The organism is Longimicrobiaceae bacterium (assembly GCA_036375715.1).
In the GTDB taxonomy this organism is placed as follows: domain Bacteria; phylum Gemmatimonadota; class Gemmatimonadetes; order Longimicrobiales; family Longimicrobiaceae; genus DASVBS01.
This window is the reverse complement of the sequence record DASVBS010000057.1, coordinates 1-25,951: the sequence shown is the minus strand read 5'-3', so window position 1 is coordinate 25,951 and position 25,951 is coordinate 1. Positions and strand designations below refer to the sequence as shown.

Below are 25,951 nucleotides of genomic sequence, written 5' to 3'. Positions count from 1 at the left end.
AGCCCGTCCTTCATGTACTCGGCCGAGCCGAACTGCACCTCGGCCATGTCGATGGTGTCGCGCTCGAATCCACCTTTCGCGAACGAATAGGTGTCCGCCAGCCGCCCCACCCGCGAGGTCAGGGCCGTTTCGGTGAGCAGGATCTGCTGCATCCGGCCCTGGAAGAGGTCGCGATCGGTGAACCAGGAGGTGAGGAGCAGGAAGGGGAAGAGATCGGCCGCGGCGTCTCGCGCATTCCAGATGTCGCTGTCGTCCATCAGGTTGCGCGGGAGCAGGCCGGTCGCGGGATCCGCGTGCTCCAGCCAGGCGAGCATCAGCCGGCGCGACCGGACCAGCGCCTCGTTCGCCCCGCGCGCGTTGGCCGCGGCCACGGCAAAGAGGCTATCGGCTGCGGGATCGACGCCCGCGGTGCCGGCGACCTTTTGCGCCGCCGCGGGCGCCGGGGCGAGCAGAAATGACAACCAGAGAAGAAGTGCGCGTCGCATGCGCTCGCCGGTTTGCGGTTTCCCCTTCTGCTCGAAGTGAATCGCCTGAACGATCCGCCAGCTCAACCACGTCGGTTCATCGACTCCCATGCCTCACCTGGCCAGCTCCCTCAGCGCATTGCGTTCGCTTCGCGCCGCGTTCGGCAGGGGCCATGCGCGCCCGCAGGTCGGATCGAAGGGGGTGATGAGAATTCCGTCCTCCGAAGCATGTATAAGCAGGTCAAGCTGCAGCGGGCAGGCGGATCCCAGGCCGTGACGTTGTCGAAGACCATGCGGAGCGATTGCACCTGGAAACGGGCGACAGGGCGGACCTAGTCGGGCCGGGGTTGGTTTTGAATCGTCTCTCCGATCATGAGAGACGACTGGAATGTGCCCGCGAATGTAGCAATGAACAAGTCGCACGGAGCCGCGGCGCCAGGCCCTTCCGCGATCGAGCTCGGCCTGCGCCGAAACTGGCGCCAGTTCTGGCTCCTCGTCCTGGTCAACGCCTTCGTCGGGGCGATGGTCGGGCTGGAGCGCACCGTCCTGCCGCTGCTGGCAGAGCAGGAGTTCGGCCTCGCCTCGAGGAGTGCGGTCCTCTCTTTCATCGCCACCTTCGGCATCGTCAAGGCGCTCACCAACCTCTTCGCCGGCCGCCTCGGCGACCTCTACGGTCGGAGGCGGGTGCTGCTCGTCGGCTGGCTCTTCGCGCTGCCGGTCCCGCTGCTGGTGATCTACGCGCCGTCCTGGTCCTGGATCGTTTTCGCCAACGTGCTCCTGGGGATCAACCAGGGTCTCGCCTGGTCGACCACCGTGATCATGAAGATCGATCTGGTGGGTCCGCAGCGGCGGGGCCTGGCGATGGGGCTGAACGAGTTCGCTGGATACCTCGCTGGAGCGCTGGCCGCGCTCGGCACCGGCTATGTGGCCGAGGCGCACGGACTGCGGCCCGAGCCGTTCTATCTCGGCATTGCTTTCGCCGTCATAGGGCTGGCCCTGTCGCTCCTCTTCGTCCGCGAGACGATGCGCCACGTGGCGCTCGAGGCGACGTCGCGGGCGAAGGAGGAGCTTTCGGCGAGTGGGGTTTTCGCGAGGGTGAGCTGGAAGGACCGGGCTCTCGCCAGCGCGAGTCAGGCGGGAATGGTGAACAACCTGAACGACGGGCTCGCGTGGGGTCTCTTTCCGCTCTTCTTCGCTGCCTCCGGTATGGGCGTGGGGCGAATCGGGGTGGTGAGCTTCACCTACCTGGCGGTGTGGGGATGCCTGCAGCTCTGGACCGGGGCGCTGTCCGATCGCTGGGGACGCAAGTGGCTGATCGCAGCCGGCATGATCGTGCAAGGGATCGCGATCGGGTTCGTCGCGCTGCTGGAGAGCTTCCCCGGCTGGCTGGGCGCCGCGGCTCTGCACGGCCTCGGCACCGCAATGGTCTACCCGACGCTGCTGGCGGCGATCGGTGACGTTGCGCACCCGAGCTGGCGCGGTTCCGCCGTGGGTGTGTACCGGCTCTGGCGGGACAGCGGCTACGCGGTGGGGGCGCTGCTGGCGGGCGTGCTGGCCGACTACTTCGGGATGGCGCCGGCGATCGAGGTGGTGGCGGGCCTCACCGTGGCTTCGGGTGTTCTGGTCATCCTACGGATGCCGGAGACTCTGCGATTGAATGGATGAGCGAAGACAACCACGCCGACCTGATCCTGCACAATGAAGCGCTGCGAAGCCGAGCGCAGGCTGTCTATTTTCCCGTCCCTGTACCACGGTCGTCATCGCCACTCCGCACCTTCCTGGGCCGTCCGCCCTTCTGCCCATTGAGCCGGGCTGCGCGCTGTTTGGCGGCCGTCCTGACAGATCCGCCGCGCCGGCCGAGCTCGCGCATCCACATCTTGGTACCGAAGATATTGGCGACCAGCCCAGGCACGGTCAGGTCCGCGTCGAGCGCCTCCCAATGCAATCCGTATCCGCCGCCCTCGATCTCGACCGCGGCGAGATCCTCCGCCGACGCGGCACGCAGTTTCTCGCCGAACTCGGAGGGAAAGCCGAATAGGGTCCCGTTCGTCAGCTCCACCATGACACGACCGCTATCGGTGTCGTACCATGCCCGCATTGCGCGCGGCTCAGACGCGTTCTCCTGGGCGCCGCGCACGATAGCCTGCTCGATCTCGCGGTCCAACTGCTCGTCTGTCCGGCGCTTAGATCTTGCCATGGATCTCCTCCCACTTCCGAAGGTACCGCTTCCAGTTTTTCTCGACGATCCGAACCGCTTGCTTCACCTCGCCAGGCTTCATGTCGAACACTTCGCGCACTCTGGCTGGATTCCCGATGCGAATCACCGCCATGCCGCGCCCCTTCACCGCATGGATGTGCGCAGGGTCGTGGCCACTCCCCCGGACCGCCCGCCGGGGCCAGAGAGGTGCTCCGCCAGACATCGAGACGGAGAGGTCGCCAATCAGGCAAGCTCGCCTGCGAAGTTCCTCGCTGTCGGATCGGATCCGGAGTAGCTTCAGGTGGGAACGACTCGGGCTCCTTCGTGATGCCTGCTCACCAGGAAATCAAGGCTAGCTCTTGAACATGATCTCTCAGGCGGGTGCGGTCGCCGTTCGCTCCGTCGGCGACGAGTTGTGCATTCTCCTCGTTCGTGCAAAGAAGAACCCTGAGCACTGGATTCTGCCCAAGGGCCATGTAGAGCCGGGCGAGACGGAGTCAGAAGCTGCAGTGCGTGAGTTGCGGGAAGAGGCGGGAATACAGGGGCAAGTGATCGCTCCGCTAGGAGCTCTCGAGTTCCCGTCCGACGAGGGGGTGGTTCATGCAGAGTACTTTCTGGTGGGCGGCGTGTCAGAGGTTGGCGGGGGCGAGGACAGGGAAACCCGCTGGTGCACGCTGGAGGAGGCGCTTCGACTGATCATCTGGGAAGACACCCGGGATCTCGTCAGACGAGCCGTGTCTCTGTTCGAATCGCAACCTGGCCGACAGGAAGGGTTCAGGCCTTGACCTTGTCCATGGTAGATGGCAACAGCCGCTCAGAGAAACCTGATGCAAAAGCCAACACCGCGTAGATCGAAGGCGATTCGGCGGTAAATCCCGCCAGCCCGGCCTCAGCGGCCATGCATACCACCACTGCAGCCACTGCGCCAATGGTCACGTGGGCCAGAGTCGTGATTCCGGTTATGCGTTGGGCGGGGATGGTGATATCGATGGCCGTTTTGCTGACTCTGAAGAGCGCGCTGATGGCGGCGCCCAGTACTCCAAACAGAGCAATCGGGATGATGCCGGGATCGGGGCGAGTTTGAGGCGTATTCATCAACGCGGGACTCGACGCCTCCGAGTTCTCCCCGAGCGAAGCTGGCGGCGTCGGTTGCCCGGAGCCTCCGTCGATCTGCGCTGCAGGCGGCGCTTGGGAGCCTATCCCGGCAGCAGCGGGAAAGGTAAGGGCGTACCGGTCGAGCCCCAGTGGTTCCCTGAGGACCAGGAGGAGCAGGACGACCGCCGCGAGCCCGATGAGCACGGACGTCTGCCTTCGGAGAAAGCGAAGTTTCTCGTATCGGTTCGCGAATTCTTCAGTGAGGATCCGGTGGCTCTCTGCCACCACGCGGACATCGGCAGGGTGCCCGGTGAGTTTCTCCGGGTCTGCGAGTGACGCTTCGATACTTTTCTTTCGCCACGAATCGGCGCTTAGCTTCCCTGCTTCATGTCGGATCTCTGAAGCCCGGGTCCGAAGTGCGCCCGGATCCAGCAATGCAAGCCCGTACAATTCCACTCGTTGAGCTTCGTGGAAGTACTTCCATCCCAACTCCGTCTCCCCCGCTCTGAGTGCATTCTCGGCTCTGTTCAGCAGTTGTCGGCCGATGCCTATCCACGATCCCATCCGCGTTTCCTGCGTCGAGGAACCGCCATCGGAACTGCGGGGCACCATTGACACGAGGTGCTCGAACTGCGCGCGATAGGGCGGGAGCGAGACAGCGAGCCGCCGAGTGCTTGGATCCTGCCACCATCTCCGCAAAAAGCGAATTCGTCTCTGCGGAGTGGCAGGATGCTCCCGGATCGCCTGCATGTCGGCCGCGCGTCTAACGATCGCGGCAACTTCAGGATGATCGAGCTCTGCGATTGCGTCTGGGATCGAGCGCCAACGGACCGGGGCGTCATCGCGGCTGCCGCCGGACGGCGAGACGTGTTCGAAATTCCAGTATACCACGACCTCGAGCTGACCATCACGCAGCTCGGAACGGCATCCAGCCAGCCCGGACGGGCGCAGCTCCTTCCCGATGCCCAGCTGCTGCGCCGCCTGCAGCGCCTTGTCTTGCGGGCTTTCCCGTTGCTCGACCTGCTCCCGCGGCAGTCTCACACGCCTGCTGTTCGCTCCCACCCTAACGGATCGGTCGTTCAGGAATGCTAGTTCCCGAAGACCGGTCTCCGGCGAGCGTCTCCATACCAGCGCGGCGACCTCGATGGCGAGCGTTGAAGAGGAGGCTTCGGACTCCATTGGGGTGTGTGGTGCAGTAGTGACTGCAGATGTAGCGGATCGACGACGATGGCGTCGCCGAAGATGGCTGGAGGTCTGCCCAGGTATGCTCGGGCACTACAGAAGTTGGAGGAGATTGCGAATTTAACCGCCAATCGAATGTTGCAAAGGGGTACCGGAGAACCGCTGCCCCCCAGTGGCCGCCCCCAGCTCCAGCACCTGGTTCGCCGCCGTCCCCGCCACCCGGTGCGCGGGATAATGCAGCGCGCCCCTCGCCCGCCGATCGCCGAGCAGCCTCCGCCTGGCGGCCTCCTCGCTCAGCCCCGCCGCCCGCAGCGCCTCCTCGTACTCGGCCCGCGCGCGCTGGTGCGCCTTGAAGAGCATCATCTGCACGCGGCTCTGCGCGTTGACCTTGCCGTCGCCGGTGGTCTCGACCGCGAGAAAGATGGCCTCCGGATAGCGGGCGGCCACCAGGCTCTGTACGCCGTCGCTCACCCCGGAGCTCGGCATGCACCCGAACGGCTTCACCGAGACCACCATGTGGGCCCGCCGCTCGGCGACGCAGTCGATCAGCTTGCCGACCTCCATGTGCCCCTCGCCGCCCCGCAGCTCGTTGTCGTAATGCTCGTGCGCCAGTGCGGCGATGCGCTCCATATCCGGCAGATGCACGCCTCTCAGACCGATCGCCCCCGCAAAGGCGCGAAACAGACCCACCAACGCCACGCGGGCCGCCTGCAGCAGCAGCACTTTCCTCCGGGGATTCTTGCCTGCCAGCCCCTTACGACCCGTGTCCACACCGCGCAGGCCCATCCGCGCCCGCGTGTCGCGCATCTGCTCCCACAGCATGAACAGCATCCAGTTGGTGACGGGCTGGATCGAGACCTCCGCCCCCTCGGCCTCCAGGAAGCGCTGCAGCTCGTAGTTGCCTTCTCCCTCGGTGGTCATCGCCCAGAACTCGCCGATGACCGCCACCATCGGCTTGGGTCGCAGCCGGTCCACCTCCACCGCCTCCAGGATTCCCCGGCAGCGACGGAGCGCAACCAGGATGGAGCTGCGGCGCTCGAACGCCGCGATCAGCACCTCGCGACAGCGTTCGATGGCGGCGTCGGTCGCCCCGGGTGTGACCTCGTAGGGGCGCAGCCGGTAGCCCACTAAGTTGAGCACGTCCCCCGCCAGGAAGGCCTTGAGCACGGTGCGGAAGAACTGCGGGTCGAAGCGGATCCCCGCGTCCTTTCCCGTGGCCTGCCGGAGGCCGCCCTGCTGCTGGAAGAGCAGCACCCGGAACCCCTCGAAGCCGGCGTCCCGGAGCGCCTTCCGGTATTCGGTCACGTAGGTGCCGAACCGGCACGGTCCGCACGCGCCGGCCGTGAGGAACACGTGGTGCGCGATGATCTGCTCCCTGGGAACTCCAGCCTCCTGCAGCGCCCGCAGGTGCTTGATCAGGTTTCCCACCGTGTAATACGTGGGATTGCACTGGCCACGGTTGCCGAACTCCTTGCCGAAGCGCAGCGACTCGTTGTCGGGGACAGCAAGCGGGCGGACGTGGTAGCCGATCCCGCGGAGGGCGGCGGCGAGCAGCAGGTCGTGGCTCCAGGTCAGCCCGGAGATCCAGATGGTGGTGTCCGGCCGCTGGTCCGCGGTGAAGCGGTTGGGCAGGGGATCGCGCCACTGGGTCACCGCCTCGGCGAGCCCCAGGATCGCGGCCTCCCGCAGCGAGTAGGCCTGCAGCTCCCGCAGCTCGCTCTCGCTGAGATCGGCGGGGAGGACCGTATCGAGGATCGGTAGCTTCATCGGCGTGAGCAGGCTACGCCCGCGGCAGAGGCAGGCAGTACCGGTAGTTGCCACGTCCCGGAGCCGGCCCGGGGGCCCTCCCGCATCTCCCGCAGCCGCTCATCGACGCGCCGCTTCAGCTCGGCCACGCGCGCACGCCGGTCCTCCAGGCGCTCCGCGTGGCGCTCGAGGGAGTAGGCAAAGGTCTTCGTGCGGATGGCGATGGATCCACCCGGCTTGTTGGCGTCGATGTCGTGCATGACCAGGCGCGGGGTACCGGCGGCCTTCAGGATTGAATCGATCAGACCGTAGGTGGGCGCGTCGTGTCCGCACTTGAAGGAGGAGAGGTCGAGGACGCCCAAATTCGGGTGTCGCGCGGCGAAACGGGCGGCCCACACCTTCTGCACCGAGTTCGCCGAGTAGTTCTCCGGCCACACGTCACGGATGTCGAAGACGTCCGCGATCCGGCCCTCATCGAGATCGGCGCGGAAGTACGTCGCCAGCCACTCCGGATCCTTGGGGATCGATCGGATCGACAGGATCGGGTAGCCCAGCGCCTGGATCTCGTCCGGGATGCCGTGGTGCATTCCCGGATCGAGGTGATACGGCCGGCCGATCACCAGCACGGCGATCCGGCCGGTTTGCTCCACCTCCTCCAGGATCGCCCGACCCCCCTCCTGCACCAGCCGATCGAACTCCGCCATGGCCGCCCACCCCTGCTCGATGGCGACGTTGTGCTCGTCCCTGGTGATGCGCAGCCGGTCTCCCCATGCCTGCCAGAGCTGCTCGCTGAAGTAGTACGGCTCGTTGAGGGAGAGGGCGACGTCCACGTACTCGACGCCGGCGCGGGCGAAGAAATCCACCTCCTTGGTGAACGCGGCGCGCAACACCTTGGGAGAGCCGGCCACGATGGGGCACGCGGCCGCATCGACCGTGTGGCTGACGAAGGTCGGAACGTGGGTGAGGCAGGGGAAGAAGATGAACTGCAGCGGCCCGGTGCGGCGCCCGGTGTGCTTGTGCACCAGCAGGTTGTGGATGTGCGCCTGCGCCACCTTCGAGGGATAGCACGGATCGATGGATCCGTACTTCCCGCCTTCCCTGAACATCTCCTCCGAGCTGACGTCGCTCCAGATGATGTGGTGCTGGGGCACACCCAGCGTCTCGAAATAGGTCCGCCAGAGCGGTCCCGTGCTGTACATGTTCAGCACCCGGGGCATCCCGATCCGCAGCCCGGCGCGCCACTCCGCGTCCGCGGCCGAAGAGCGCTCGAACCCGCGCGTGATCGGGCGCCGCCGGATGCTCCCGAAAAACCCGCGGCGCACCTCTACGTCGGCGATCGGGCTCCCGGCCTCCGGGAGCGGCGCCGGCTCGTAGAAGTGCCGGAAGGCGAGCTCGCTCTCGTACTCCACCATGTTCGGATAGCGTGCACGCAGCGCCTTGCGCTCGGCCACCAGTGCCTTCAGCGCCTCCTTGCTCTCCACCGTGCCCTTCTCGCACGAGAAGCCGGCGATGTAGCGCGACGTCCTCCCGTCCGGAGTCCGCGTGTCGATGAAGGTTCGGGAGCAGTGGTTCGGGCAGAAGTTGCAGCGGGTGCTCTCGTCGTTGCGGGTGGTGTATGCCAGCTCGATCGCCGCCTGCAGGCCCACGAACCGGCTTTCCCCGCGACGCCCCACCACGCGCAGCGCCTCCATCGCCGCCCCGATGGCGCCGGCCTCCCCGCAGTGCGGGTGGACGAAGACCTCTGCCCCCGGCACCCGCGCGCGGATGTAGTCCACCTGAGCCTTCACGGCGGCCAGGTTCTTCTGCGTGCCCCCCTGCAGGACGAAGCGGGTCCCCAGCTCCGCCATGCGCGGCACCCCGACCACGTACTGCCACACGTTCTTGGGCAGCACCATCGCCAGTCCGGCGAGCATCTCCTCCTTGCTGTAGCCCTCCTTCTGGAAGTTCACCCGGTCGGTGTCCAGGAACACGGCGCACCCGTAGCTGAACTTCGGCGAGAGTGCCGCGTCGAAGGCCACGTCCGAATAGCGGGTGATGGGGATGCCGAACTGGTCGGCCATCGCCTGCAGCAGCATGCCGTTCCCCGCCGAGCACTGGTTGCTCAGCTTGAAGTCCTTGACGTCCCCGTTCTCCATGAAGATGACCTTGATGTCCTGGCCACCGATGTCACAGATGACGTCGACGTCGGGGAAGTAGGCTCGCGCGCTCATCATGTGAGCGATCGTCTCGACCACGTTCGCGTCCACCCGGAGGGACTCCTCCAGCACGGGGGCGGCGTACCCGGTGGCGCCGACCGCGACCACCTCGAGCCTTCCGCCGTCCCCCTCCACGCCCGCGCGTAGCTCCGCCAGGATCTCCTTGACATCCTGGATCGGGTTGCCCTTGGACAGACGGTACGCCTTGCGCAGCACCTCGCCATCCTCCGACACCAGGACGGCTTTGCTCGAGGTGGACCCCCCATCGATGCCGATGGCGGCGCGCACGACCTCGCCGGGGGTGCAGCCGCGCGGGCGAAACAGGGGAACCGCGTAAGCCTCTCGGAAGGAGTCGAGCTCCGCCGCGCTGCGCGCGAGCGGTGGGCCGGCGTCGGCGGCGAGGCGTGCGGAGCGCCCGCTGCGCATGTACTCTCGCAGGGGTTCCAGCCCGCGGAATTCGGCTCGCGCCGCATTGCTCGGGTCCAGCAGGCCGAACAGGACCGCCCCGTACGCCGCGTAGTACTGACTGTCCGGCGGCACCAGGATCAGCTCCTCGAGCGGGGCATCGCGGTCGTACTCGTACCCGCGCTCCGCCCAGGTCTCGGGGATGCGCAGGCGCCAGCAGGCTTGCAGGAAGGGGAGGTAGCAGTTGGGCCCGCCGAGGAGGAGCACCCGCGCGCGGAGCGTGTTGCCGCGGGTGAGCACCGCGAGGTTCTGGCGAACGATCGCGTCCGCCAGCGAGTTCATGATCTCCGGCCCGGGAATGCCCGCCTTGACCAGGTTGACGATGTCGGTCTCGGCGAACACCCCGCATTTGGCCGCGACGTGGTGGAGGCGGTCCGGGTCGAAGGCGATACGCGCCACCTCCGCCGGATCCATCCCCACCTTGAGCATGCACTTGTCGATGGTCGCGCCGGTGCCGGAGGCGCACCTGTCGTTCATCGAGGTCTGACAGGTGCGCTCACCGGTGGCCTCGTCCACGTTGAAGAGGATGATCTTGGCGTCCTGCCCCCCCAGCTCCACCACCGACCCCACGTCCGGATGGAGCTGTTCCACCGCCATGGTGACGGCGTTGACCTCCTGGATGAAGCGCGCGCCCAGAGGTTCGCAGAGCGGACCCGCGCCGGAGCCGGTCATGTAGACCCGCACCCTGTCCCGAGCCTCCGGGAAGGCGTCCAGGATCGCGGTCAGGAACTGTTCGACCTTCTCCGGCTGCCGCGTCTCGTGGCGCTGGTAGTCCTTCCAGAGGATCTCACGGCTGTCCGCGTCGAGGACGACCGCTTTCACGGTGGTCGAGCCGACGTCGATGCCGATCAGCGGGGGCGGCATCGGCCTCTATCTCCGCACGGCAGCCCGAGCGCTCTCCAGCACCTCCTCCGCCACGCGGGGGCTGACCCTCAGCACCCGTGCGATCTCTTCCGCCGGCATCCGCGCGACGTCCTCGATCGTCCCGTGACCTGCCCGACGCAGCAGCTCCGCCCGGCTCTCACCCACGTGGCGGAGGTCGAGGAGCGAACCCACGACTCCTCCAGAGATGGGCGTCGGTGGTGTCGGGCCAGGAGTGGGCGTCGGTATGGGCGTCGGTGTCGGTACCGGCGTTGGCGTCGGTATCGGCGTAGGTGTCGGCGTCGGAATCGGCGTCGGTGTCGGAACGGGCGTTGGCGTTGGCGTCGGCGTCGGCGGCGTCGGTGGAGTCGGAGCCGGCGTCGGCGGTGTGGGCTGGTCGGGCCCGGGCACGTCAGGGCCGGGCTCGCCGTTGGGGGGTGGTTCTTCCGGCGGCTCCGCGACCTCTGCGCACGGCGGCGTCAACACGCAGCGGCAGGAGCTCAGGCAGGTCACGATGCCGTCGTCGTCGACCGCGATGCGGCCCAGCGGAGCGTAGTGGTGCTCGATGCCATGCGGCGGGAGTGCCACCGGCGATGGGGTCCCGTCGGCGTCCGGCTCGGTGGGCCAGAGCACGTCGCCGGTCGCGGTGCGCGCCGGGATCAGCCAGTAGTCGGCCGTGCGATAGGTGCCCCCCGGGTCGAAGTACACCTGCACGCCGTCCTCCAGGTCGATCCACTTGCCCTCCTGTACCGGAAGCGCGGCGGACCCCTGATCCCAGCGACGGAGCAGCGGGTGCGTGGTGGCCTCGCGGGTAAAGACGGGTAGCGCAGTCCCCTCCGCGACCGACAGCGTAACCTGGTACTTCACGCGGTCCACCGCGTCGACCCGGGCGAGCACTCCCGGCCGGCCGCGGAGCACCGAGCGGTCATCCACGATCTCCACCCAATCCCCCTCGACGAGCGTGCGCCGGTCGTCCGGTCCGAGGGTCTCGAGCGTCGCCGTGCTCCCCTGCAGTTCGCGTATGGCGAAGACGACCGAGCCGTTGTCACGCGACCACTTCCAGGTCGCCCCCTTGGAGCCCGCTTCGCCGCCGTCGTGGATCTCCACCCGGTAGAGCTGGTTCTCGGCACCGCGGTAGCGTGCCTCGGGAGGGATGATGCAGGGGTCGTCGGATGGCTCGGGCACGCGGGCGCGAGCGCGCAGGCAACGACGGTAGTCCTTCACCACCTGAGCCATCCAGTCGGCGCAGGTGTAGTCGTCGTGGTTCTCGCAGCAGTCCCCGTTCAGCACCTTCACCTGCCAGACCACCTGGGCGCGGGTGGCCGTGTCCGGACCGCCCAGCGCCACCTCCCGGATGTGCCCCGCCTCAATGTGGGTCAGGTGACGCTCCCAGACGTCCAGGTAGACGAAATAGTCGGCACCCTGGTCCAGCTCCTTCTCGTCCTCGTCCAGGGGAAGGTACGGCTGGTTGGAGTAGCGAAGCGGCGGAGGCGTCTCCTCTGCGCCACAGCGGAGCGGCGGCTCGTTCTCGCAGAGGATCCCGTCCACGTAGTAGTGCCCGTAGCCGATGCCGAAATCGCAGCGGAGCTGCTCTCCGGAGGGATCGCAGAGCAACTCGAAGCCACCGGGAGGGCCGCCGTGCGGGCCGATCAGGTCCTTGGCGAGCGAGCGGATATAGTGCAGGAGGATGGAGGTCTGCTCATTCCAATCGGCGTCCAGCAGCACCCGCCCCTGTTGCAGGAGCACCCGTGAGAAGCGATACCGCCGGTCGAAGGTGTCGCGGCTGAAGTCCCCGTTCATGGCGTTTTCTCAGCTTGCAAGGATGATCGCTGCGTCCATGCCGGCGGGCACGAACTCGGCGAGGCGGGCCTCCAGGTTGGCGGCTCGCTGGGGTTGGAACAGGTCGTGGAAGGCGCCCATCTCGGATTCGTCGTCGGCGCCGCGCACGATCTCCGGCGGGCAGTCGGCGGAGAGCTGCGCGTACGCGGGCGATCCGTAGCGGGTGGAGTTGAAGCGCGGTCTCACCCGCCGGCGCACCGCCGCGATGCGCTCGGCGATGAATGCCGTCCCGTCGCCTGAAAGGGTGTGCGATACGATCTCGGCGGTCGCTTCCGGCGGATCGCATTCGCCGCTGATCTCCATGCGCAGGGTGACCACGGCGAACTCGCCCGCTGCCACGGCGCCGACGTTCCAGGTGGCTCCGTCATCGTCGAACACGAAGGTTCCCTGCGAGACGACCGGGTCGCCGACGCGGTCCAGGCAGTCCGGCCCCTGAAGTCGGACCTCGACGCCGGAGGCGTTGCGTGGCCCGTTGTTGCGCACCGTGACGGTCAGGACCACCTCGTCGCCGATCTCCGGAGTCGCATCGTCGATCTCGAAGGAGACCTCCAGGTTCGCCTCACCGGTTACGGGCGAGCAGGTGTTCGGGTCCTCCGTGCCCCCCACCTTCAGCCTGACCAAGGCGTCTGCGCGTACGGCAACCTTGGGGATCGCCTCCCGCACCGCCTCCTCCGCCAGGTCGGGTTGGCAGCGATAGCGGCGCGGAGTGCGCGACCCCGGGGTGACGTAGCTGAAGCGGATGCACCCGAGCTGGCGCCGGGCCACCCGGATGCGCCCGACGAAGATGCTGTTCTCGGCCAGCTCGACGGCGTGTACCTGGATTTCGCCGAAGACCGTAGTGCGGCGGATCGTCAGCACGGCGTGCGCGATCTGCCAGGAGGGGGCTCCCACCGCCTCGCGCTGGGGGCCGGTCGCGTCGAGGATGCTGTCGGAGATGGAGATGGGGATGGGGTCGGTGCCCACCTCGTCCTGACTGACCTGGATGGAGCCGAGGATGCTGCGCTCGATGGTGACTTGTGCCTGCGTGTCGGTCAGCTCCAGGCTGGGCTCCGCTGGACGGAGCGGTTCGCAGTCCGACCCGAGCGTCCACCCGGGTACCAGGGTGCAGTGCCGCACGGTCAACTCCGCGACCGGACCTTCGCAGCGGACGCTGCGACCAGTGACCAGGAGGCCGTCCAGGGTGAAGCGGCTGCCCGGCGCCCCCGCCACGGAGAGGGCATCGGGTCGCGCCGTCTGCCAGTCCATCAGGCGCAGCACGGGCCGCGTGCGATTGGCTGCCCGCAGCTGCAGGCTCTGCCCCTCGCCCAGCTCGATCACGATCTGCTCCAGGTAGACGCCGCTGTCGGTGATCTCGATCACCGCGTGCTGTGGCTTCTCCTGCCGCCAGAGAGCGAGGGCGTCGCCGATGCGCACGATCTCCTCGTTCTGTCCCACGCGGTACAGCACAGCCTCCGCCGGTTGGGAGAGGGTACGCTCGTACTCTCCGCCCCCGATGTCGTCGCTGAAGCCGTAGTGGTAGCTCACCCACACACCGTTGCGGGGGAGCTGTCGCGGCGGAAAGGCGATGCGCCCGAGGACGGGATCCACGGCGACCTTCCCGCGCGGTGGGTGGTACGCCCAGCCCGACAGATCTGCCGCGATGATCACCTCCGGCGGGAGAGGGGCGTCGCTGGAATAGCCCGCCCATCCGTCCACCCAGATGGCGAAGCTGCGCCCCTCGCCGTAGTAGGAGCTCACCTCTCGCTCCAGCGCTCGCCTCCGGATGGGGGCGGGGACGTTCAGCGGTCCGGCGACGTGATGCGGCGATGGCTCCGGGGAGGGAAGCGTGAAGAGCGGCGCATCGTTCCCCAGCACGCTGAAGGTGAAGTTGCTCGAGCCGTACGATTCGTAGCAGTAGGCCGGCGCGCGGGTGACGGAGTAGGGCGTGAGCCGCCAGACGAAGAGCCCCACGCTCGGAATGTTGTGCCACCCCCGCGTCCGCGCCGATCCGATGCGCCGCACGTCCACCGTGTGCGCCATGGTGTCGAACGGTCCGTCGAGGAGGTCGAGCGCGTCTCCGTCACGGAGATCGGCGGTGCGCCCGCGGGTCAGCCGTTGATGGTTGAGCGGCTGTGCCCAGGCGAGCAGCTGGTAGAACTCCACCGCCCTCGAGGGCCATCCGGCCACGTCGTGCGCCAGCAGCTCCAGCAGCGCGAGGGTTCCTTTGCGACGCCGGTAGCGGATGGTGTTGGCGACCTCGCGGCGGGGGATGAGGATCCGCTCGAGCTTGCGCCGCCCGGGCGTCGTACCATCCGCCGGCTCGCCTGCGGCGGCGACGCTCGTGTAGCCGATGAGGTCGCCCAGATACGGGACGACCCAATCCTCGCAGGTCTCAATGAACCAGTTCTCGTACAGCCGATCGATGTCGTTCTCCACCACCTCTACCTGCTCGGCGATGACCTGCAGCAGCGCGCGCAGCGGATGGCCCTGCTCCGCGTCGCGACGGCGGTGGATGACGGGGAGGAGATCGTACAGGCGATCCGGAGCTCGGGTCATGAGGTCACCTCCGTGAGGACCAGCGTGTCCGGGAGCTCCGGATTCAGATATGCGATCTGCGCCGGCCGGATTCGCCGATCGGGATCGGTGATGGAAGGATCGATGCGCGCCAGCTCCACGGTCACGCGCTGCCGGGGCTGGCGGGCGGAGGTGCAGACGGAGCTGCCGGTCGAAGTAGCCCCTGTCGCCGCGGCGAGTGCTTCCAGCCTGGCCGCCAGCGCCTCGGGATCGAGTGTCCCCTCGGGATCGACCACATCGCTCTCGGCGATGCCGTCGAGGAGGTCCACGTCCACGAACTCGACGCCTTCGACCGACTGGATGACGGAGATCACCTCGCTCAGCCGCACGTCCTGACCGAGGTCGCGGCGGTCGAAGCCCAGCGCCTCCAGGAGCGCGGCACGGATCTTCGGCTCTACCAGAGCCCAGAGATAATCGGCCCCGACCTTCACCCTGGCGCTGAGGAAGAGGATGACCAGCTCGCGTGGCGCCACCACCAGCGGCACGTTGGGATCGCCGAAGCGCGACAGCGCCAGCAGGAGGTTTCGGTATAGCTCCGAGGTGGGGTCAATGGGGATGTCGTCCGCTCCGGCGATGGTGAGGTGCACCACCTGGCGTCGACCGTCCGAGATGGAGGCCGCGGAGGCCTTGCCGATGCCGGCAAAGACCCGGGCGAAGTCGGCGTAGTCGCGCACGGAGACCAGCCTGTCCAGGGCGAGCACCGCCACCGGCACGTTGCGGCGGGCCTGGTCGCGGCTCTCGGGATCGGCGCCGCCGCTTGCCCGCTGCGGGTTGATCACCTCCTTCACCCCGAGCGGCCGCGTGGCGAGGACGCTGATCTCGTTCGCTCCCACGTTGCCGCCCTTGCCGATCCCTGCGCGGTATACCGCCGTCACGTTCTCGACGCCCGTCGGCAAGCGCGCCCCTCGCAGGCCGTCGCCGAAGATCACGGTGGTGTTGCCTTCGTCGTCGGTGCGGGTCGTGTAGCCCCGCTCGTTGCCTTCAAGACCGAGGAGGGTCTCCTGCTCGGGCCAGCGCACCTCGTTGACGCGTACCTCCAGCGTGCTCTCGACGCCTGAGGGAGTGGGCGCGGGGAGGTAGGTGAGTGGCTTCTGCTTGAGCGTGAAGCTCTGGAAGGGAACGCGCCCGTCCCCGCTCCCCAGCACTTCCGTCTTCGTCTCTCCGTGAGTGGCGCGGACGACGTTGGCGTTTACCGTGAAGCCCTCGCGCCGGTAGGTGTAGGCCAGCGGCTCCGACAGGATCAGGCGTGTATGGAGCGTGTCCCCCGGCAGCTCGATTGGCTGTCCATTGTCATCGAGGACTTCGTTGCCCTCCTCGTCCGTGACCGTCCTCACCACGTGCTCGACTCCGGCGAGCATCACCAGCTCGGTCGCCTCCACGCCCTCGTCGTCTTCGCCCAGACCGGGGATGTCGCTGCGCACGCCCTTCACCATGAGCCAGCGACCCGCCTCCAGCCCGTCGTACAGCCCGTCGAGCTCGATGCTGTCACCCGCCACGTCCTCCTCGATCACCTCCTCGGCCACCGACAGCTCTTCGCTCCGGGCGTGGATGGTCACTCGCCGCAGGACCCCGAGGGTGGCGTTCAGGTCGAACGGGGGTGAGTCCGGTGACGCCCCGAGCCAGGACTGGCTGAGCACGAGCTGGGTCACCCGACCCGAGATCCCGTAGTCGGCCCGGGAAACCGTGCGCACGCGCTCCACGACGGCGACGACCGGCTCGGGGCCTACGCCCTCGATCACCACGTAGCTGCCCGCGACGATCCCGTCGTGCACGCCGTCCAGCGACACGGTGCGCAGCTGCTCGTTGCTCGCCAGCAGCGGCGTACGGTGTGTGACGTTGAGCGCGTTTTCGGTGAGCAGGATGGCGATGGTCCGCCGCCCGATCGTCTCGGAGATGGGTGAGCGGACTTCAGGCGTCCGGACGGTGCCGTCCACATCCACCTGCAGGCCGCTCGCGGCCGCGCTCACGGCGGCACTTGTGGCGGCGATGACGATCGGCGGCGGAGGGACGATCCGGATCGACGTCTCCTGTCCCGGCCGTAGCCGGAACTCCACCTCCAGGTGCCGGAGCACTGCCCCACTGTACTCCCCTTCGGAGAAGTCTCCCTGGTATGCGGCCGTGATCGCGATGGCGCCACCCTCCTCCAGCTCGTGGACGAGGGTGAATTCGGGATCGTCTTCACCGAAAGGCGGTTGATCCGGCACGACCAGGTCACGGACGTCCCAGCTCTGCTGGAAGCGTATGCCTCCCTCCCCGTCACCGAGCACGACGCGGAGGCGCAGCGGGTTCACCGAGTCCCGCAGGTCGTAGCTGCCGCCGAGGCCACCCAACACCCCTGTCTCACCCTCGGTGCTCGTGAGCCGAACGCCTCCCGTGGCGAGGAACTCGGCCAGCATCCACTCGCGTCGCCCGACCAGCACGTTGTTTTCGTTGAACACCAGCTCCGGAGGAGCGGTGCTACCGAAGGGTGCGGCCTTCAATGGCAGTGCGTGGACCTCGCACTCGGCCGCCGTGGCAGTCACCGGTGCCGCGGCATAGGCCTGGTAGAGTGTGTCCTTGAGCGAGGGATCGAAGTGCGTGAGCAGCCGCGGCCCCAGATCAGCCTTGGCGCTGTACGTCTGCTCCGCCGAGCGGGGAAGCTGGAAGCGGCTGGGCGGCGGGACCGACGCCGCCTTGCTCAGAGCGGTGACGACCCCTTTGAGTCTTGTGAGAGCCGGAGGCGCTCCGCCTGAACCTCCGTTGTTATCGGAACCGGAGGCGGATAGCTCCGCCCCGGTCTCGGGCGGTGGCGGCGGCATGGGGCCGCCGAACGGGGCGTAGCTGATCAGCGTGTGCGCGGCCGCGGCGTCGGCCTCGGCCGACTGCACCGTGTAGGGCTGGAAGGTTTCTCCGCACGCGAAGAGGATCGTGTCACCGGCGCGAACGTTGTTGACCGCACCCTCCAGTCGGAGCGAGCGCGTGCCGAAGAAGGTCTCGTCCGGTCGCAGGTAAGACGGTCGGGTGGGCCGCGCCGGGATGGCGTTCCACTCCGTTCGCGCCGGTAGATCCTCGTCGGTCTCGAAGAACTGCGGGAGCTCGCCGGGGCCCGGGATGCTTTGCGCGCGCGTCCCTTTGGGGATGACGATGTGGTAGTCCTTCTCCAGGGTGAAGGCCAAATAGACGCTGGCCGCCACTCCAGGGCGGAGACGGTATCCCACCAGGCGCGCCAGCTCGAGGATCGAGCGGCGCTCGGTGGCGGTCAGCAGATATCCCTCGTTGGCGATCCGTTCCTGATAGAAGGTCAGCACGTCGGCCACGGTGGCCCATCCATCGAGCAGGGCGATGGCCGGGTCGTCCGCGGCGCGGGTGGTCAGCCGCTCCAGCGGTCGCTGGCCATCCTCCAGCCGATGACTGGAGAGCCGCGCCACCATCGTCTCGAGGAAGGTGGAGTGTGTCCCCACCCGGTAGCGGATGTTGTTGAGCCCCGGTCGGTTCCAGATCCGGGTCGGGGTGACGATGCTCGTGCCCTCGCAGCATCCGCAGCGTTTCTCTGTCATCGTCCACCTCGCAGGTCGAAGCGGATGCGACCGTTCTCGGGGAAGGAGGGGTCACTATCGAGCCGGGCGATCTCCAGGGGACCGATCTCCAGGTAGCCCTGCTCGATCTCGCCGTTGGGGCCCTGGAAGAGGCGCTCGAGTCGGGTGACCGACACGCTCTCCACGCCGGGGATGGCCTGCGCCGCGGCCACCAGCTCGCTGAGCGTTACGCCCTGCCCGAAGGTGAGCTCGTCGGGGTGGAAGAAGCCGGGCGTGCCGCCCGCGCTCCGGCCGGTGCCGAAGCGCTCGAGGAGGGCAGCTTTCACGTGGCCCCGCTGGTACGAGGGCTCCACGCAGATCTGCAGGACCACGTCGAGCGGGACGTAATCGGCGGGGCGGACGGCGAGGTCGTGCCCGATGCGGCGGAAACGATAGAGGTACTCCTCCACCGACTCGAGCAGGGCGTCGTCGGCCTCGACGCGGCCAAGCGGATCGACCGCCACCCGTGCCTCGTACCAGCTCCCGTTCCAGCGCAGCGTGGCGGCCGCGCGCTGCACCCCGGGATGCCTGCCCGCCAGTTCGGCGTAGTCCTCGGCCGTAACGGCCCGCTCGAGGAGCTGGCGGAAGGCGAAGGGAGCGAAGAGCTTCACCTCGGCAATCGGCTCCGGCGGAGTCCCTCCGGTCGCGGAGAGTGGGTTGCGCGATTCGAGCACCACCCCGCTCGTCAGCTCCCGGGTCACGGCCAGCACGATGGAATCGGCGCCCACGTTCCCCGTCGGCCCGTTTCCCACTCGATAGACCGCCTCGAACCAGAGTCCCGCTTCCGGGAGCCGGCCGATCTCCCCGTCGCCAAAACGCAGGTGCGCCCGCCCGCGGTCGTCCATCTCCACCACGTAATGGTCGTCACCGGGACCGCTCGTCAGCAGGTCGCGACGCGGCGACCACCAGCGCGGCGGACCGCCTTCTTCCGTTCCGCAGCGCGTGTCGGCGCGGCTGGACAGGCGGAGCCACGGCAGCGCCTGTCGCGGGTCCTGCTTCACCATGCGCGTTGCGGAGGCGCCGGCCGGAATCGGCTCGGCAAAGGTGAGCGGCCCCTCCGAGAGGGTCGGACGGAAGCGGCCGGGGCGGAGCATCACGTCGCGCGGACGCCCCTCCCGCTCGCAGACGGTCTCGATCGCCTCGACCGGAACGCACCCCAGCCCCTCGGGCGGCCGGCGGCGACCGTGGTCCACCAGGACCACATTGCCCCGCGCGACACTCACGTCCGTGATGAGCGCGCAATCCGGAGGTGGTCCGATCACCGAGAGGCAGAGGGGGAAGGGGAGGGCGTCCTCCTTATCCCATTCGATCTCGAGGAGGGGCTGCCCGTACAGCTCGTCGACGATCGGCTCCACGCGTGTGAGTCGGACGGCATGACGACGGGCCGGATCGGCGTCGTCCGGATCGCCTGTCTTCGGCCCGATCACCTCCTCGAAGATCAGCACGTCACCGACCTTCAGGTCCAGCACGCGGCCGGCACCCTGAGGCGTATCACCGGACCCATCGTTGCCCTCACCCTCTTCTCCGGCGTTGTCGGGACCGCCGGCCTCGCCGTTCGGCCCCGGCCCCGGCTCTCCCTCGGGGCCCGCGTCAGGCCCGTCCGGATCGCCGGGGACGGACGGTGGCCCATCGACCAGCGTGGCGGAAGTGGCGCCGCGAGGGAGGCAGCATTCGGCTTCGCCCCAGGTGTAGAAGCGGATCTCGTTGTGGGCGGAGCGAAATTCCAGGCGGGCGCCCTCGTCCACGACCGGCTCGAAGACCTCGTACCGGCTGGTCGGGATCTCGCGCAGGTCATCCCAGGTGAGTACCCGGCCTTCGACTTCCGGCATGGGGTCGAAGCCGGTCAGGAAGGAGATTCCGTCGCCCGGGATCGCCCTGTCGCCCGTCAGGTCGGTGGAGGTGGCGACGTGCACGTACGCGCGCGCGTTGCACCCCTCGTGCATCAGGTAGTCGACCAGGCGGGCGTGGCGGCGCACGGAGATCCGCTGGCGCGCGGTGTCCAGATAGGCCTCGGTGGCGACCGCATCCTGGTAGTAGCTCAGGTAGTCGCCGGTGTAGGCCAGCAGCTCCACGAGTGTGATCCCCAGGTCGGGAATGTGCCGCTCCGACCATTCGGGCATGATCACCGAGAGCCGGTCCAGGATCAGCCGCCTGAAGGACGCGTAATCCTTCGCCAGGTAGCTGATCTCCGGCTCGGTCCGCGGCTCGGGCGGACACGGCGGAGCGGCCGCGCAGTCAAGGTCGGTGGGGCACGCGGCCTTGAAGCTGAAGTCAATGCAGCGATAGCGGGGGTCGAACAGCAGGTTCTCGGGGAGGTCGACCAGACAGAGCGTGTAGGTGGAGAAATCCCCCGGGCGGTCGACCGTTACCACCATGCAGTTGTCCCGCTCGGGATCGGTCTGAGGGCAGATCTCCACCCCGACGACGCGAATGTCGCGAATCCGTCGCCCGCCGGTAATGCGGACATTCTCGACCGTCAGCCCTTCGGGTGCGTGGCCCAGGAAGTAGACGGTGAGACGGGTCTGGTCGTCGCTGACCTCCAGGTAGTCGATCCCGTTGCGCTCCTGACGGCGCACCTCGGCGCGACGCCGGTCGTCGCGGCAGTCGAGTACGGGCGGGGTGTTCATCACACGGCCTCCCGTTCGAAGGTGGCGGCGCGCACCTCACCGGTGCGTCGCACCGCGTACTCGAGTTCCACCCGCAGGACGGCGTCGACGCTGGTGACCTCCAGCGAACGCACCTCGATCAGGTCGCCCAGCCAGCGCTGCAGCCCGGCGCTCACGGTGTGCTGAAGCGCCGCCGCCACCTCGGGCGAGTTGGGGGCGAACACCAGCTGCATCAGCCCGCTTCCGAAGTCCGGGCGGTTGACCCGTTCCCCCGCGTTGGTGAAGAGGAACTGCTCGATCATGTCCCGGATGTGATCGTCATCGCCGGTGAGCGCCGTCCGCCCGCGCCCGTCGAAGTGGAAGGGGAAGTCGATGTGGATCATGGCGTTATATCGCGGTGACGCGCGGCTGCGCGGCGATGGTGAGCAGGGGAGTGCCGGTCGGCGCGCAGATGGACTGGCTGCCCATCAGCAGCACCGGCTGACCGCCCGCCAGCACGCGCACCGAGCCGGTGAGGAACTGGGCGGTGACACACGGCCCGTTCGCGGCCGTGGGGGGCGGCAGGGTGCAGCCCGCTACGACGTACGGGCTGGCGAGGGTGACGATCGGCTGGCCGCTCACCAGCACCCGGGGGAAGGGAGCGGTGGGGGTTGCCTGCCCGGCGTGGGCGCAGGTGACGGTCGCGCCCAGGTGGAGGAGTGGGCCCGGCATGGTGGCCTCCGGTGAGAGGTTCGAGAGGCAATCGCCTCTCAGGTGATCACGAGGGCGCCGTTGTTGATGGTGACGGTTGGACCGGCCATCACGATTGTGGCCCCCCTTCCGTTGGAGATGGTGATGCCGATGTCGTTGACGAGGATCATGGCTCCGGTGGTGCTCTTGAGCATGATGCCGCCGGTGCCGGGAACGTCGCTCACGACAATGGAGTTCTGTCCAAGCGTCTGCAGGACGATGTTGGGCGATCCGGGTATCGCGGGCGCCAGCGCCAGTGCCGGAACCTCGGCCGCCGAGCCCCAGAAGCCTCCCGACCAGATAGGGTAGTCGGTGTTCCCGCCCTCGAACTCCACCCACACCCCGGAGCCGATCGGTGGCACCGCGTAGACCCCTGCCTGCATCCCCGCGATGGGCACACAGGGCATGGCCCAGCTGGAGATCCCCAGACCCAGGACGTCGGGAACCTGAACCTGGATCCGGCCCTTCTGCAGCGGGTCGATGTTGTTGATCACGACCCCCCGGTATTTCCCGTACTTGTCGTTCATGGCTCCTCAGGCGGGCACGCGCGGGACAGTCGACAGCAGACCGTTCCGCACCAGGGTGAAGTCCTGCTTGTATTCGCCGCGACGTATCTGGTGGGTCACGCTCTTCACGAAATACAGACCGTCGAATGCGTCGCCCGCGCCCCGCACGCCCACCAGCGACCGCGCATTCAGCGGCCGACCATACCGCAGGACGTCGAGCGAACCGGTCGCCGTGAGCGCATCCGATGTCTTCGCCGCTTTCGCCAGACCGAGCATCACCGCCTGCACCGGGTTCAGCTTGGCGGTGTCCCGCATCAGCTCGAAGCGGGCGGGGAACGGCGGGATGAGTCCCAGCGGCGGGTTGAGCGGTGAAATGTCGGGTATAGGAATGGGGATGGGGATCTTGGTCTGCTCGTTCTGGACGAACACAATGGGCATCACCTTGCTGGTGCCGTCGAACTGGAACGAGAGCGACTCCACATTCGTGTGCACGTCCATGTTGACATTCAATGCGGGCTGCGGCGGGCCCACTTTGATCTCCGGACCCCAATAAGCGATGTTGGTGAGCGGCACCGGTCCCGGTTCGACATAGAAGACATAGCCGACCTCCTCGGCCATCTCGTTGAGGTACTCCAGATCGGTCCCCCGGTGAACGGGGATCCGGTCCACCGGGATCGGCACGTCCAGGAAGACGCTGGGAATGACCAGCGGGATCATTCCAAACGCGGCGTATTTGGCCACGATCAGCGCGACGCGCGCTTCGCGCGGCATGGCGGGGTAGGGGATCCCGGTGAAGTCCACGAACCCCATCACCGCCGTCAGGTCCGAGCCGGTGATGGTCAGCGTGGACCGTCCCGACATCACGTCGGGTTGCACCTGGTGGTGGACGATCACCCCGTCCATCAGCACGCTGGGGGAGCCGTTGACGACGACAGTGATGACCACCCGGATGAATGGCCCCACCTGGCCCAGCAGCAGGAGCAGCGGCGTCAGCGGCGAGTTGTTGCTGATCTGAAAGACGAGCTGAAAGCCGCTGGGCTCGCCCGCCGCCCGTCGAACGGTGATGCTCTGCAGCGCATCGATCACGTCACGTCCGACAGGAACGGGCACGACCGGGCCGATCATCAGCGAGAGCTGGATGTTTCCCTCAAGCATTGTTCTGCGGACCCGGAATGCCTTCGGGAAGGGTGATGCGTAGCGAACGCCCGATCTCTTCCACCAGCGCCTCCGGGCGCATGGCGTTGTTGGCGTCGGCCACGCGCCAGAAGAGCTCGGGGTCTCCCAGGTACCGCGCGGTCACGTTGTCGAGGCGGTCCCCCTCGGTGACCACGTGCTCCCTGAGGAGGGAGAAGCGTTCGGGCGGCGGGACGAAGCGGCGCGCCAGGTACACCACCGTCCGTCCGTCGGGGGTGACGAGGGTCTTCGTCGGCAGGCCGTGGTAGCGGCTGCTGGTGGGGAACTGGTCGAACATCATGGGATCCCGGTGAGGCCCAGGTCGCCCAGCGCACCGCCCCGGAACTGGGCGGCGAGCCGCTCGACCTGTTGCTGGTAGGCGAGATAGATGTTGCCGCCGCGATGGTCGAAGCCGAGGTCGCCCACGTTGAGCACGCGGAAACCCAGGCTGATCTTGGCGCGCAACGGGTTGAGCTTGGGGTCGAAGGCCTCCTCGGTGACGCTGTAGGAGGTCAGCCGGATCGGCATCACGCGGTTCTTGCTCCAGACGAAGAGCATCAGCGGCTGTTCGGTGGGGGCGATCTCCAGCACCCCGGCCGACGCGAGCTCGTTGTTGCCGATCAGGCGGCTGCTGGGCGGGTAGAGGGTGCTCTCCAGGGCGGCGAGCTGCGGCGCGATCCCGTGCTCCACCACCACGGCGTTCTGGTCCGGAAACTCGAGCTGATCGGCCGCGTCGATCTCCGCCTCGAGGGTGTAGGTCTCCTCGGGCGGGCCGAGCAGTCGCAGTGCCTGCGACCGATCCCCTTCCTCCCCCACCGTGCGCGCGGTGAGGGAGCGCTGCAGTGAGACCGGGTTGTACTGCAGGGCGATCACGCGCAGCACCGTGCCCGTGGCGGGGTCGATGAGCACGATGCCTCCCTTGAGAAGGCGGGGGGAGCCGGGGAAGGTGGTCATAGCGGCGCTGGGAGAGCGCTGGAGTGAGTCATTGCGGTGTCTCCGGAATGATCCGTCGTCGCCACGTGATCATGTCTTTGTCCGACGCTGCCGCGGCCTGCCGTCACTGCTTGGTCAATGAAATGTTTGTCACGCCCACACCGTTGATCACGCCGCGGGTGAAGTGGCGTGTAATGGTGAAAGTTTTGTCCACGATCCGGGTTCCGTGACAGTCGTAGAACTGCGTGCAGGTCTGCATGCAGTTCGGGAGATTGAACTCGTGCAGTTTGCTGTTCCCGAAACCCATCAGATGGCAATCGTAGAAGGTGTTCCGTTTGGCCGGGAACACGAGAGAGTTCACGAGGATTGGAGGTCCGCAGGACGCGTAAGCGCCGGACGAGGCTGGGCCGATGCCGGTGCCCACCTTGAAGGTCGATCCCGAAGCGCCGCCCGTCCCGTGCGTGTTCGTGCAGTTGGGAACGCCTCCGCACGAGTTGGCGCCCGCGCTGAGATTCTCGTGGATCGATATTCCGTCGAAGTTCGACCCCTGCGCGTCAGACACCTTCATTTCGGCCACCGCACCCCACCCCGTCCGCCAGTTGGCGCGAACGTGATCCGCAGTCAGCGGCACGGGATGCAGCTGAGCGACCTCGATCTTGGTGGGACACCGCGGAGTGCAGCGCGACAGTCGCAGTCCCGAGCGCAGGGCGGGTCCCGCGTTGGCCCCCGCCGTCCGGGCGGCGCCCCATAGCGAGGCGACCGCACCCACCGCCACCCGGTCGGCTTCACGCTCCAGGGCGCCGTAGGCAGCAGGGTCCGCGGATGCCGTTGCGCCGCCTGCTGACTGCTGTACGACGTGCGCGAGCTCGTGCGCGATCAGCGCGTCGCCCACCGGCGTACCAGGGCGGTACTCCCCCGGGGCAAACGCCACGTGTCGTCCGACCGTGAAGGCTCGTGCGTTCAGTGAGCTCGCGAGTCGTCCCGCGGTGGTGTCGGTGTGGAGACGGACCGGACCCACTTCCCGTCCCAGAGCCGCTGCCATGCGCGAGCGGACTCCCGTGTCGAGTGGACGCCCTTCCCCCAGCTCCGCCTGCACCGCCTCGGGATCGTCGTCGAGGTGGATGGCGCCACCACCTTCGCGAGCTTTGCGCAGAATCGGATTGGACGGCGGGGCCGGCCGGGCTCCGTCGTTCCGCAGCTCCGCTCGTGCGGCGCCAATGGCAAGGCCGGATGGAATCCCTGTGATCTCGCCTGTCCGCGCCCAGCGCGCGACGGCTTGACGGACGCGCCCCACCACGGGCGGGATGTAGTCGGTTGCACGCTCTGCGCGTTTCGTCTCGGGCGCGTAGCGGTGGAGCGCCCGCTCGATCTGGCGGCTGCTCCGGCGGCGGTAGTAGTCGAACCAGTATCGCAGATAGGGGCAGCCGTCGGGGGTGCGGCCGGTGCCCGCCAGCGCCTCTTCCGCCGCGCGCGTCACCTCGGCCTGAAGGCGCGTGAGGAACTCTCCGCGCTCCATCTGGCCTGTGAGTGGATCGCCCGCCCGGCCGTCATCGAAGAGGAGGGGTCGGAGGGGTGGTGGCGGGGCAGCCTCTTCGTTCTCCTCCCATTCCTGATTTTCCGGATTTTCCGGGCGTGTCGCCCGCCTATCGCCCGGGTCGGACGAAGCCGGCGCTGAGGGTAGTGGCGCGGCTGTCGGGGCGGGGGAGGCGGCAGTGGCAAGCGCCGGCGCCGACGCGAATGGTGTGGTCGCTCCCGCGTCGGACGATACCGCCGATGGCCCCTCGCTTCCGGTCACAGGTGGCCGAGATCCCGTCCGGGCAGACGCTGAAGAGAACGATCCCGCGTAGTCGGTG

The 25,951-nt window shown here is 67.8% G+C and carries 20 protein-coding genes; 2 read left to right on the top strand and 18 right to left on the bottom strand.

The window, feature by feature from the left end; all coding sequences use genetic code 11:
• Positions 1-575 (bottom strand): hypothetical protein (locus tag VF167_11035; GenBank protein HEX6925962.1); only part of this gene is annotated, 575 nt, incomplete at its 3' end.
• A 297-nt stretch (positions 576-872) separates the two neighbouring features.
• Here VF167_11035 and VF167_11030 point away from each other — a divergent pair.
• Complete coding sequence (locus VF167_11030) at positions 873-2,129, top strand: MFS transporter (GenBank protein ID HEX6925961.1); 1,257 nt, start codon at positions 873-875, stop codon at positions 2,127-2,129.
• 64 nt (positions 2,130-2,193) lie between these two features.
• Here the strand turns inward: VF167_11030 and VF167_11025 are convergent, their stop codons facing one another.
• Together VF167_11025 and VF167_11020 are read right to left on the bottom strand one after the other, a co-directional pair.
• Positions 2,194-2,628, bottom strand: coding sequence for a DUF2442 domain-containing protein (locus VF167_11025; GenBank protein HEX6925960.1), 435 nt, complete (start codon positions 2,626-2,628; stop codon positions 2,194-2,196).
• Positions 2,629-2,647: 19 nt separating this feature from the next.
• Complete coding sequence (locus VF167_11020) at positions 2,648-2,884, bottom strand: DUF4160 domain-containing protein (GenBank protein HEX6925959.1); 237 nt, start codon at positions 2,882-2,884, stop codon at positions 2,648-2,650.
• 142 nt (positions 2,885-3,026) lie between these two features.
• Between VF167_11020 and VF167_11015 the strand changes: the two genes are divergently transcribed.
• Positions 3,027-3,446: an NUDIX domain-containing protein gene (locus VF167_11015; GenBank protein ID HEX6925958.1), complete on the top strand. Its 420-nt coding sequence runs from the start codon at positions 3,027-3,029 to the stop codon at positions 3,444-3,446.
• Here VF167_11015 and VF167_11010 read toward each other — a convergent pair.
• The 15 genes from VF167_11010 to VF167_10940 all read right to left on the bottom strand — a co-directional run.
• Positions 3,436-4,935, bottom strand: coding sequence for a hypothetical protein (locus tag VF167_11010; GenBank protein ID HEX6925957.1), 1,500 nt, complete (start codon positions 4,933-4,935; stop codon positions 3,436-3,438). The two genes, VF167_11015 and VF167_11010, sit on opposite strands and share 11 nt — an antisense overlap.
• Positions 4,936-5,058: 123 nt before the next feature.
• Positions 5,059-6,705: a hypothetical protein gene (locus tag VF167_11005; GenBank protein HEX6925956.1), complete on the bottom strand. Its 1,647-nt coding sequence runs from the start codon at positions 6,703-6,705 to the stop codon at positions 5,059-5,061.
• Positions 6,702-10,208, bottom strand: coding sequence for a BadF/BadG/BcrA/BcrD ATPase family protein (locus VF167_11000; GenBank protein HEX6925955.1), 3,507 nt, complete (start codon positions 10,206-10,208; stop codon positions 6,702-6,704). The genes VF167_11005 and VF167_11000 overlap by 4 nt, the downstream gene beginning before the upstream one ends.
• A 6-nt stretch (positions 10,209-10,214) precedes the next feature.
• On the bottom strand, positions 10,215-12,005 hold the full coding sequence (locus VF167_10995; protein HEX6925954.1) for a DUF6519 domain-containing protein: 1,791 nt from the start codon (positions 12,003-12,005) through the stop codon (positions 10,215-10,217).
• A 9-nt stretch (positions 12,006-12,014) separates the two neighbouring features.
• Positions 12,015-14,579 carry a DUF11 domain-containing protein gene (locus tag VF167_10990; protein HEX6925953.1) on the bottom strand — a complete coding sequence of 855 codons (2,565 nt, stop codon included), beginning with the start codon at positions 14,577-14,579 and terminating at the stop codon, positions 12,015-12,017.
• Positions 14,576-18,133 (bottom strand): putative baseplate assembly protein, encoded by a 3,558-nt coding sequence (locus VF167_10985; protein HEX6925952.1) that lies wholly within the window; start codon positions 18,131-18,133, stop codon positions 14,576-14,578. The genes VF167_10990 and VF167_10985 overlap by 4 nt, the downstream gene beginning before the upstream one ends.
• A complete protein-coding gene (locus VF167_10980; GenBank protein ID HEX6925951.1) occupies positions 18,130-20,778 on the bottom strand; it encodes a putative baseplate assembly protein in 2,649 nt (882 codons plus the stop codon). Before VF167_10980 ends, VF167_10985 begins: the two co-directional genes overlap by 4 nt.
• Positions 20,778-21,140: a GPW/gp25 family protein gene (locus tag VF167_10975; protein ID HEX6925950.1), complete on the bottom strand. Its 363-nt coding sequence runs from the start codon at positions 21,138-21,140 to the stop codon at positions 20,778-20,780. Before VF167_10975 ends, VF167_10980 begins: the two co-directional genes overlap by 1 nt.
• Before the next feature lie 4 nt (positions 21,141-21,144).
• Positions 21,145-21,468, bottom strand: coding sequence for a hypothetical protein (locus tag VF167_10970; protein ID HEX6925949.1), 324 nt, complete (start codon positions 21,466-21,468; stop codon positions 21,145-21,147).
• 38 nt (positions 21,469-21,506) lie between these two features.
• Positions 21,507-22,013: a phage baseplate assembly protein V gene (locus VF167_10965; GenBank protein ID HEX6925948.1), complete on the bottom strand. Its 507-nt coding sequence runs from the start codon at positions 22,011-22,013 to the stop codon at positions 21,507-21,509.
• Between the two features lie 6 nt (positions 22,014-22,019).
• Positions 22,020-23,147 carry a hypothetical protein gene (locus tag VF167_10960; GenBank protein HEX6925947.1) on the bottom strand — a complete coding sequence of 376 codons (1,128 nt, stop codon included), beginning with the start codon at positions 23,145-23,147 and terminating at the stop codon, positions 22,020-22,022.
• Positions 23,140-23,466 carry a hypothetical protein gene (locus tag VF167_10955; GenBank protein HEX6925946.1) on the bottom strand — a complete coding sequence of 109 codons (327 nt, stop codon included), beginning with the start codon at positions 23,464-23,466 and terminating at the stop codon, positions 23,140-23,142. Before VF167_10955 ends, VF167_10960 begins: the two co-directional genes overlap by 8 nt.
• A complete protein-coding gene (locus VF167_10950; protein ID HEX6925945.1) occupies positions 23,463-24,119 on the bottom strand; it encodes a hypothetical protein in 657 nt (218 codons plus the stop codon). The genes VF167_10955 and VF167_10950 overlap by 4 nt, the downstream gene beginning before the upstream one ends.
• 103 nt (positions 24,120-24,222) lie before the next feature.
• Positions 24,223-25,614, bottom strand: coding sequence for a DUF4157 domain-containing protein (locus VF167_10945; GenBank protein HEX6925944.1), 1,392 nt, complete (start codon positions 25,612-25,614; stop codon positions 24,223-24,225).
• Positions 25,615-25,741: 127 nt separating this feature from the next.
• On the bottom strand, positions 25,742-25,951 hold a 210-nt coding region (locus VF167_10940; protein HEX6925943.1), incomplete at its 5' end, for a hypothetical protein.

Bases quoted from the DNA above. Each gene is read 5' to 3' on its own strand.
- VF167_10950 (HEX6925945.1), bottom strand. From the start codon at position 24,119: ATGACCACCTTCCCCGGCTCCCCCCGCCTTCTCAAGGGAGGCATCGTG.
- VF167_11020 (HEX6925959.1), bottom strand. From the start codon at position 2,884: ATGTCTGGCGGAGCACCTCTCTGGCCCCGGCGGGCGGTCCGGGGGAGT.
- VF167_10980 (HEX6925951.1), bottom strand. From the start codon at position 20,778: ATGAACACCCCGCCCGTACTCGACTGCCGCGACGACCGGCGTCGCGCC.
- VF167_10995 (HEX6925954.1), bottom strand. From the start codon at position 12,005: ATGAACGGGGACTTCAGCCGCGACACCTTCGACCGGCGGTATCGCTTC.
- VF167_11005 (HEX6925956.1), bottom strand. From the start codon at position 6,705: ATGAAGCTACCGATCCTCGATACGGTCCTCCCCGCCGATCTCAGCGAG.
- VF167_10955 (HEX6925946.1), bottom strand. From the start codon at position 23,466: ATGATGTTCGACCAGTTCCCCACCAGCAGCCGCTACCACGGCCTGCCG.
- VF167_10990 (HEX6925953.1), bottom strand. From the start codon at position 14,579: ATGACCCGAGCTCCGGATCGCCTGTACGATCTCCTCCCCGTCATCCAC.
- VF167_10965 (HEX6925948.1), bottom strand. From the start codon at position 22,013: ATGAACGACAAGTACGGGAAATACCGGGGGGTCGTGATCAACAACATC.
- VF167_11015 (HEX6925958.1), top strand. From the start codon at position 3,027: ATGATCTCTCAGGCGGGTGCGGTCGCCGTTCGCTCCGTCGGCGACGAG.
- VF167_11010 (HEX6925957.1), bottom strand. From the start codon at position 4,935: ATGGAGTCCGAAGCCTCCTCTTCAACGCTCGCCATCGAGGTCGCCGCG.
- VF167_10975 (HEX6925950.1), bottom strand. From the start codon at position 21,140: ATGATCCACATCGACTTCCCCTTCCACTTCGACGGGCGCGGGCGGACG.
- VF167_10960 (HEX6925947.1), bottom strand. From the start codon at position 23,147: ATGCTTGAGGGAAACATCCAGCTCTCGCTGATGATCGGCCCGGTCGTG.
- VF167_10970 (HEX6925949.1), bottom strand. From the start codon at position 21,468: ATGCCGGGCCCACTCCTCCACCTGGGCGCGACCGTCACCTGCGCCCAC.
- VF167_10985 (HEX6925952.1), bottom strand. From the start codon at position 18,133: ATGACAGAGAAACGCTGCGGATGCTGCGAGGGCACGAGCATCGTCACC.
- VF167_11000 (HEX6925955.1), bottom strand. From the start codon at position 10,208: ATGCCGCCCCCGCTGATCGGCATCGACGTCGGCTCGACCACCGTGAAA.
- VF167_11030 (HEX6925961.1), top strand. From the start codon at position 873: ATGAACAAGTCGCACGGAGCCGCGGCGCCAGGCCCTTCCGCGATCGAG.
- VF167_10945 (HEX6925944.1), bottom strand. From the start codon at position 25,614: ATGGAGCGCGGAGAGTTCCTCACGCGCCTTCAGGCCGAGGTGACGCGC.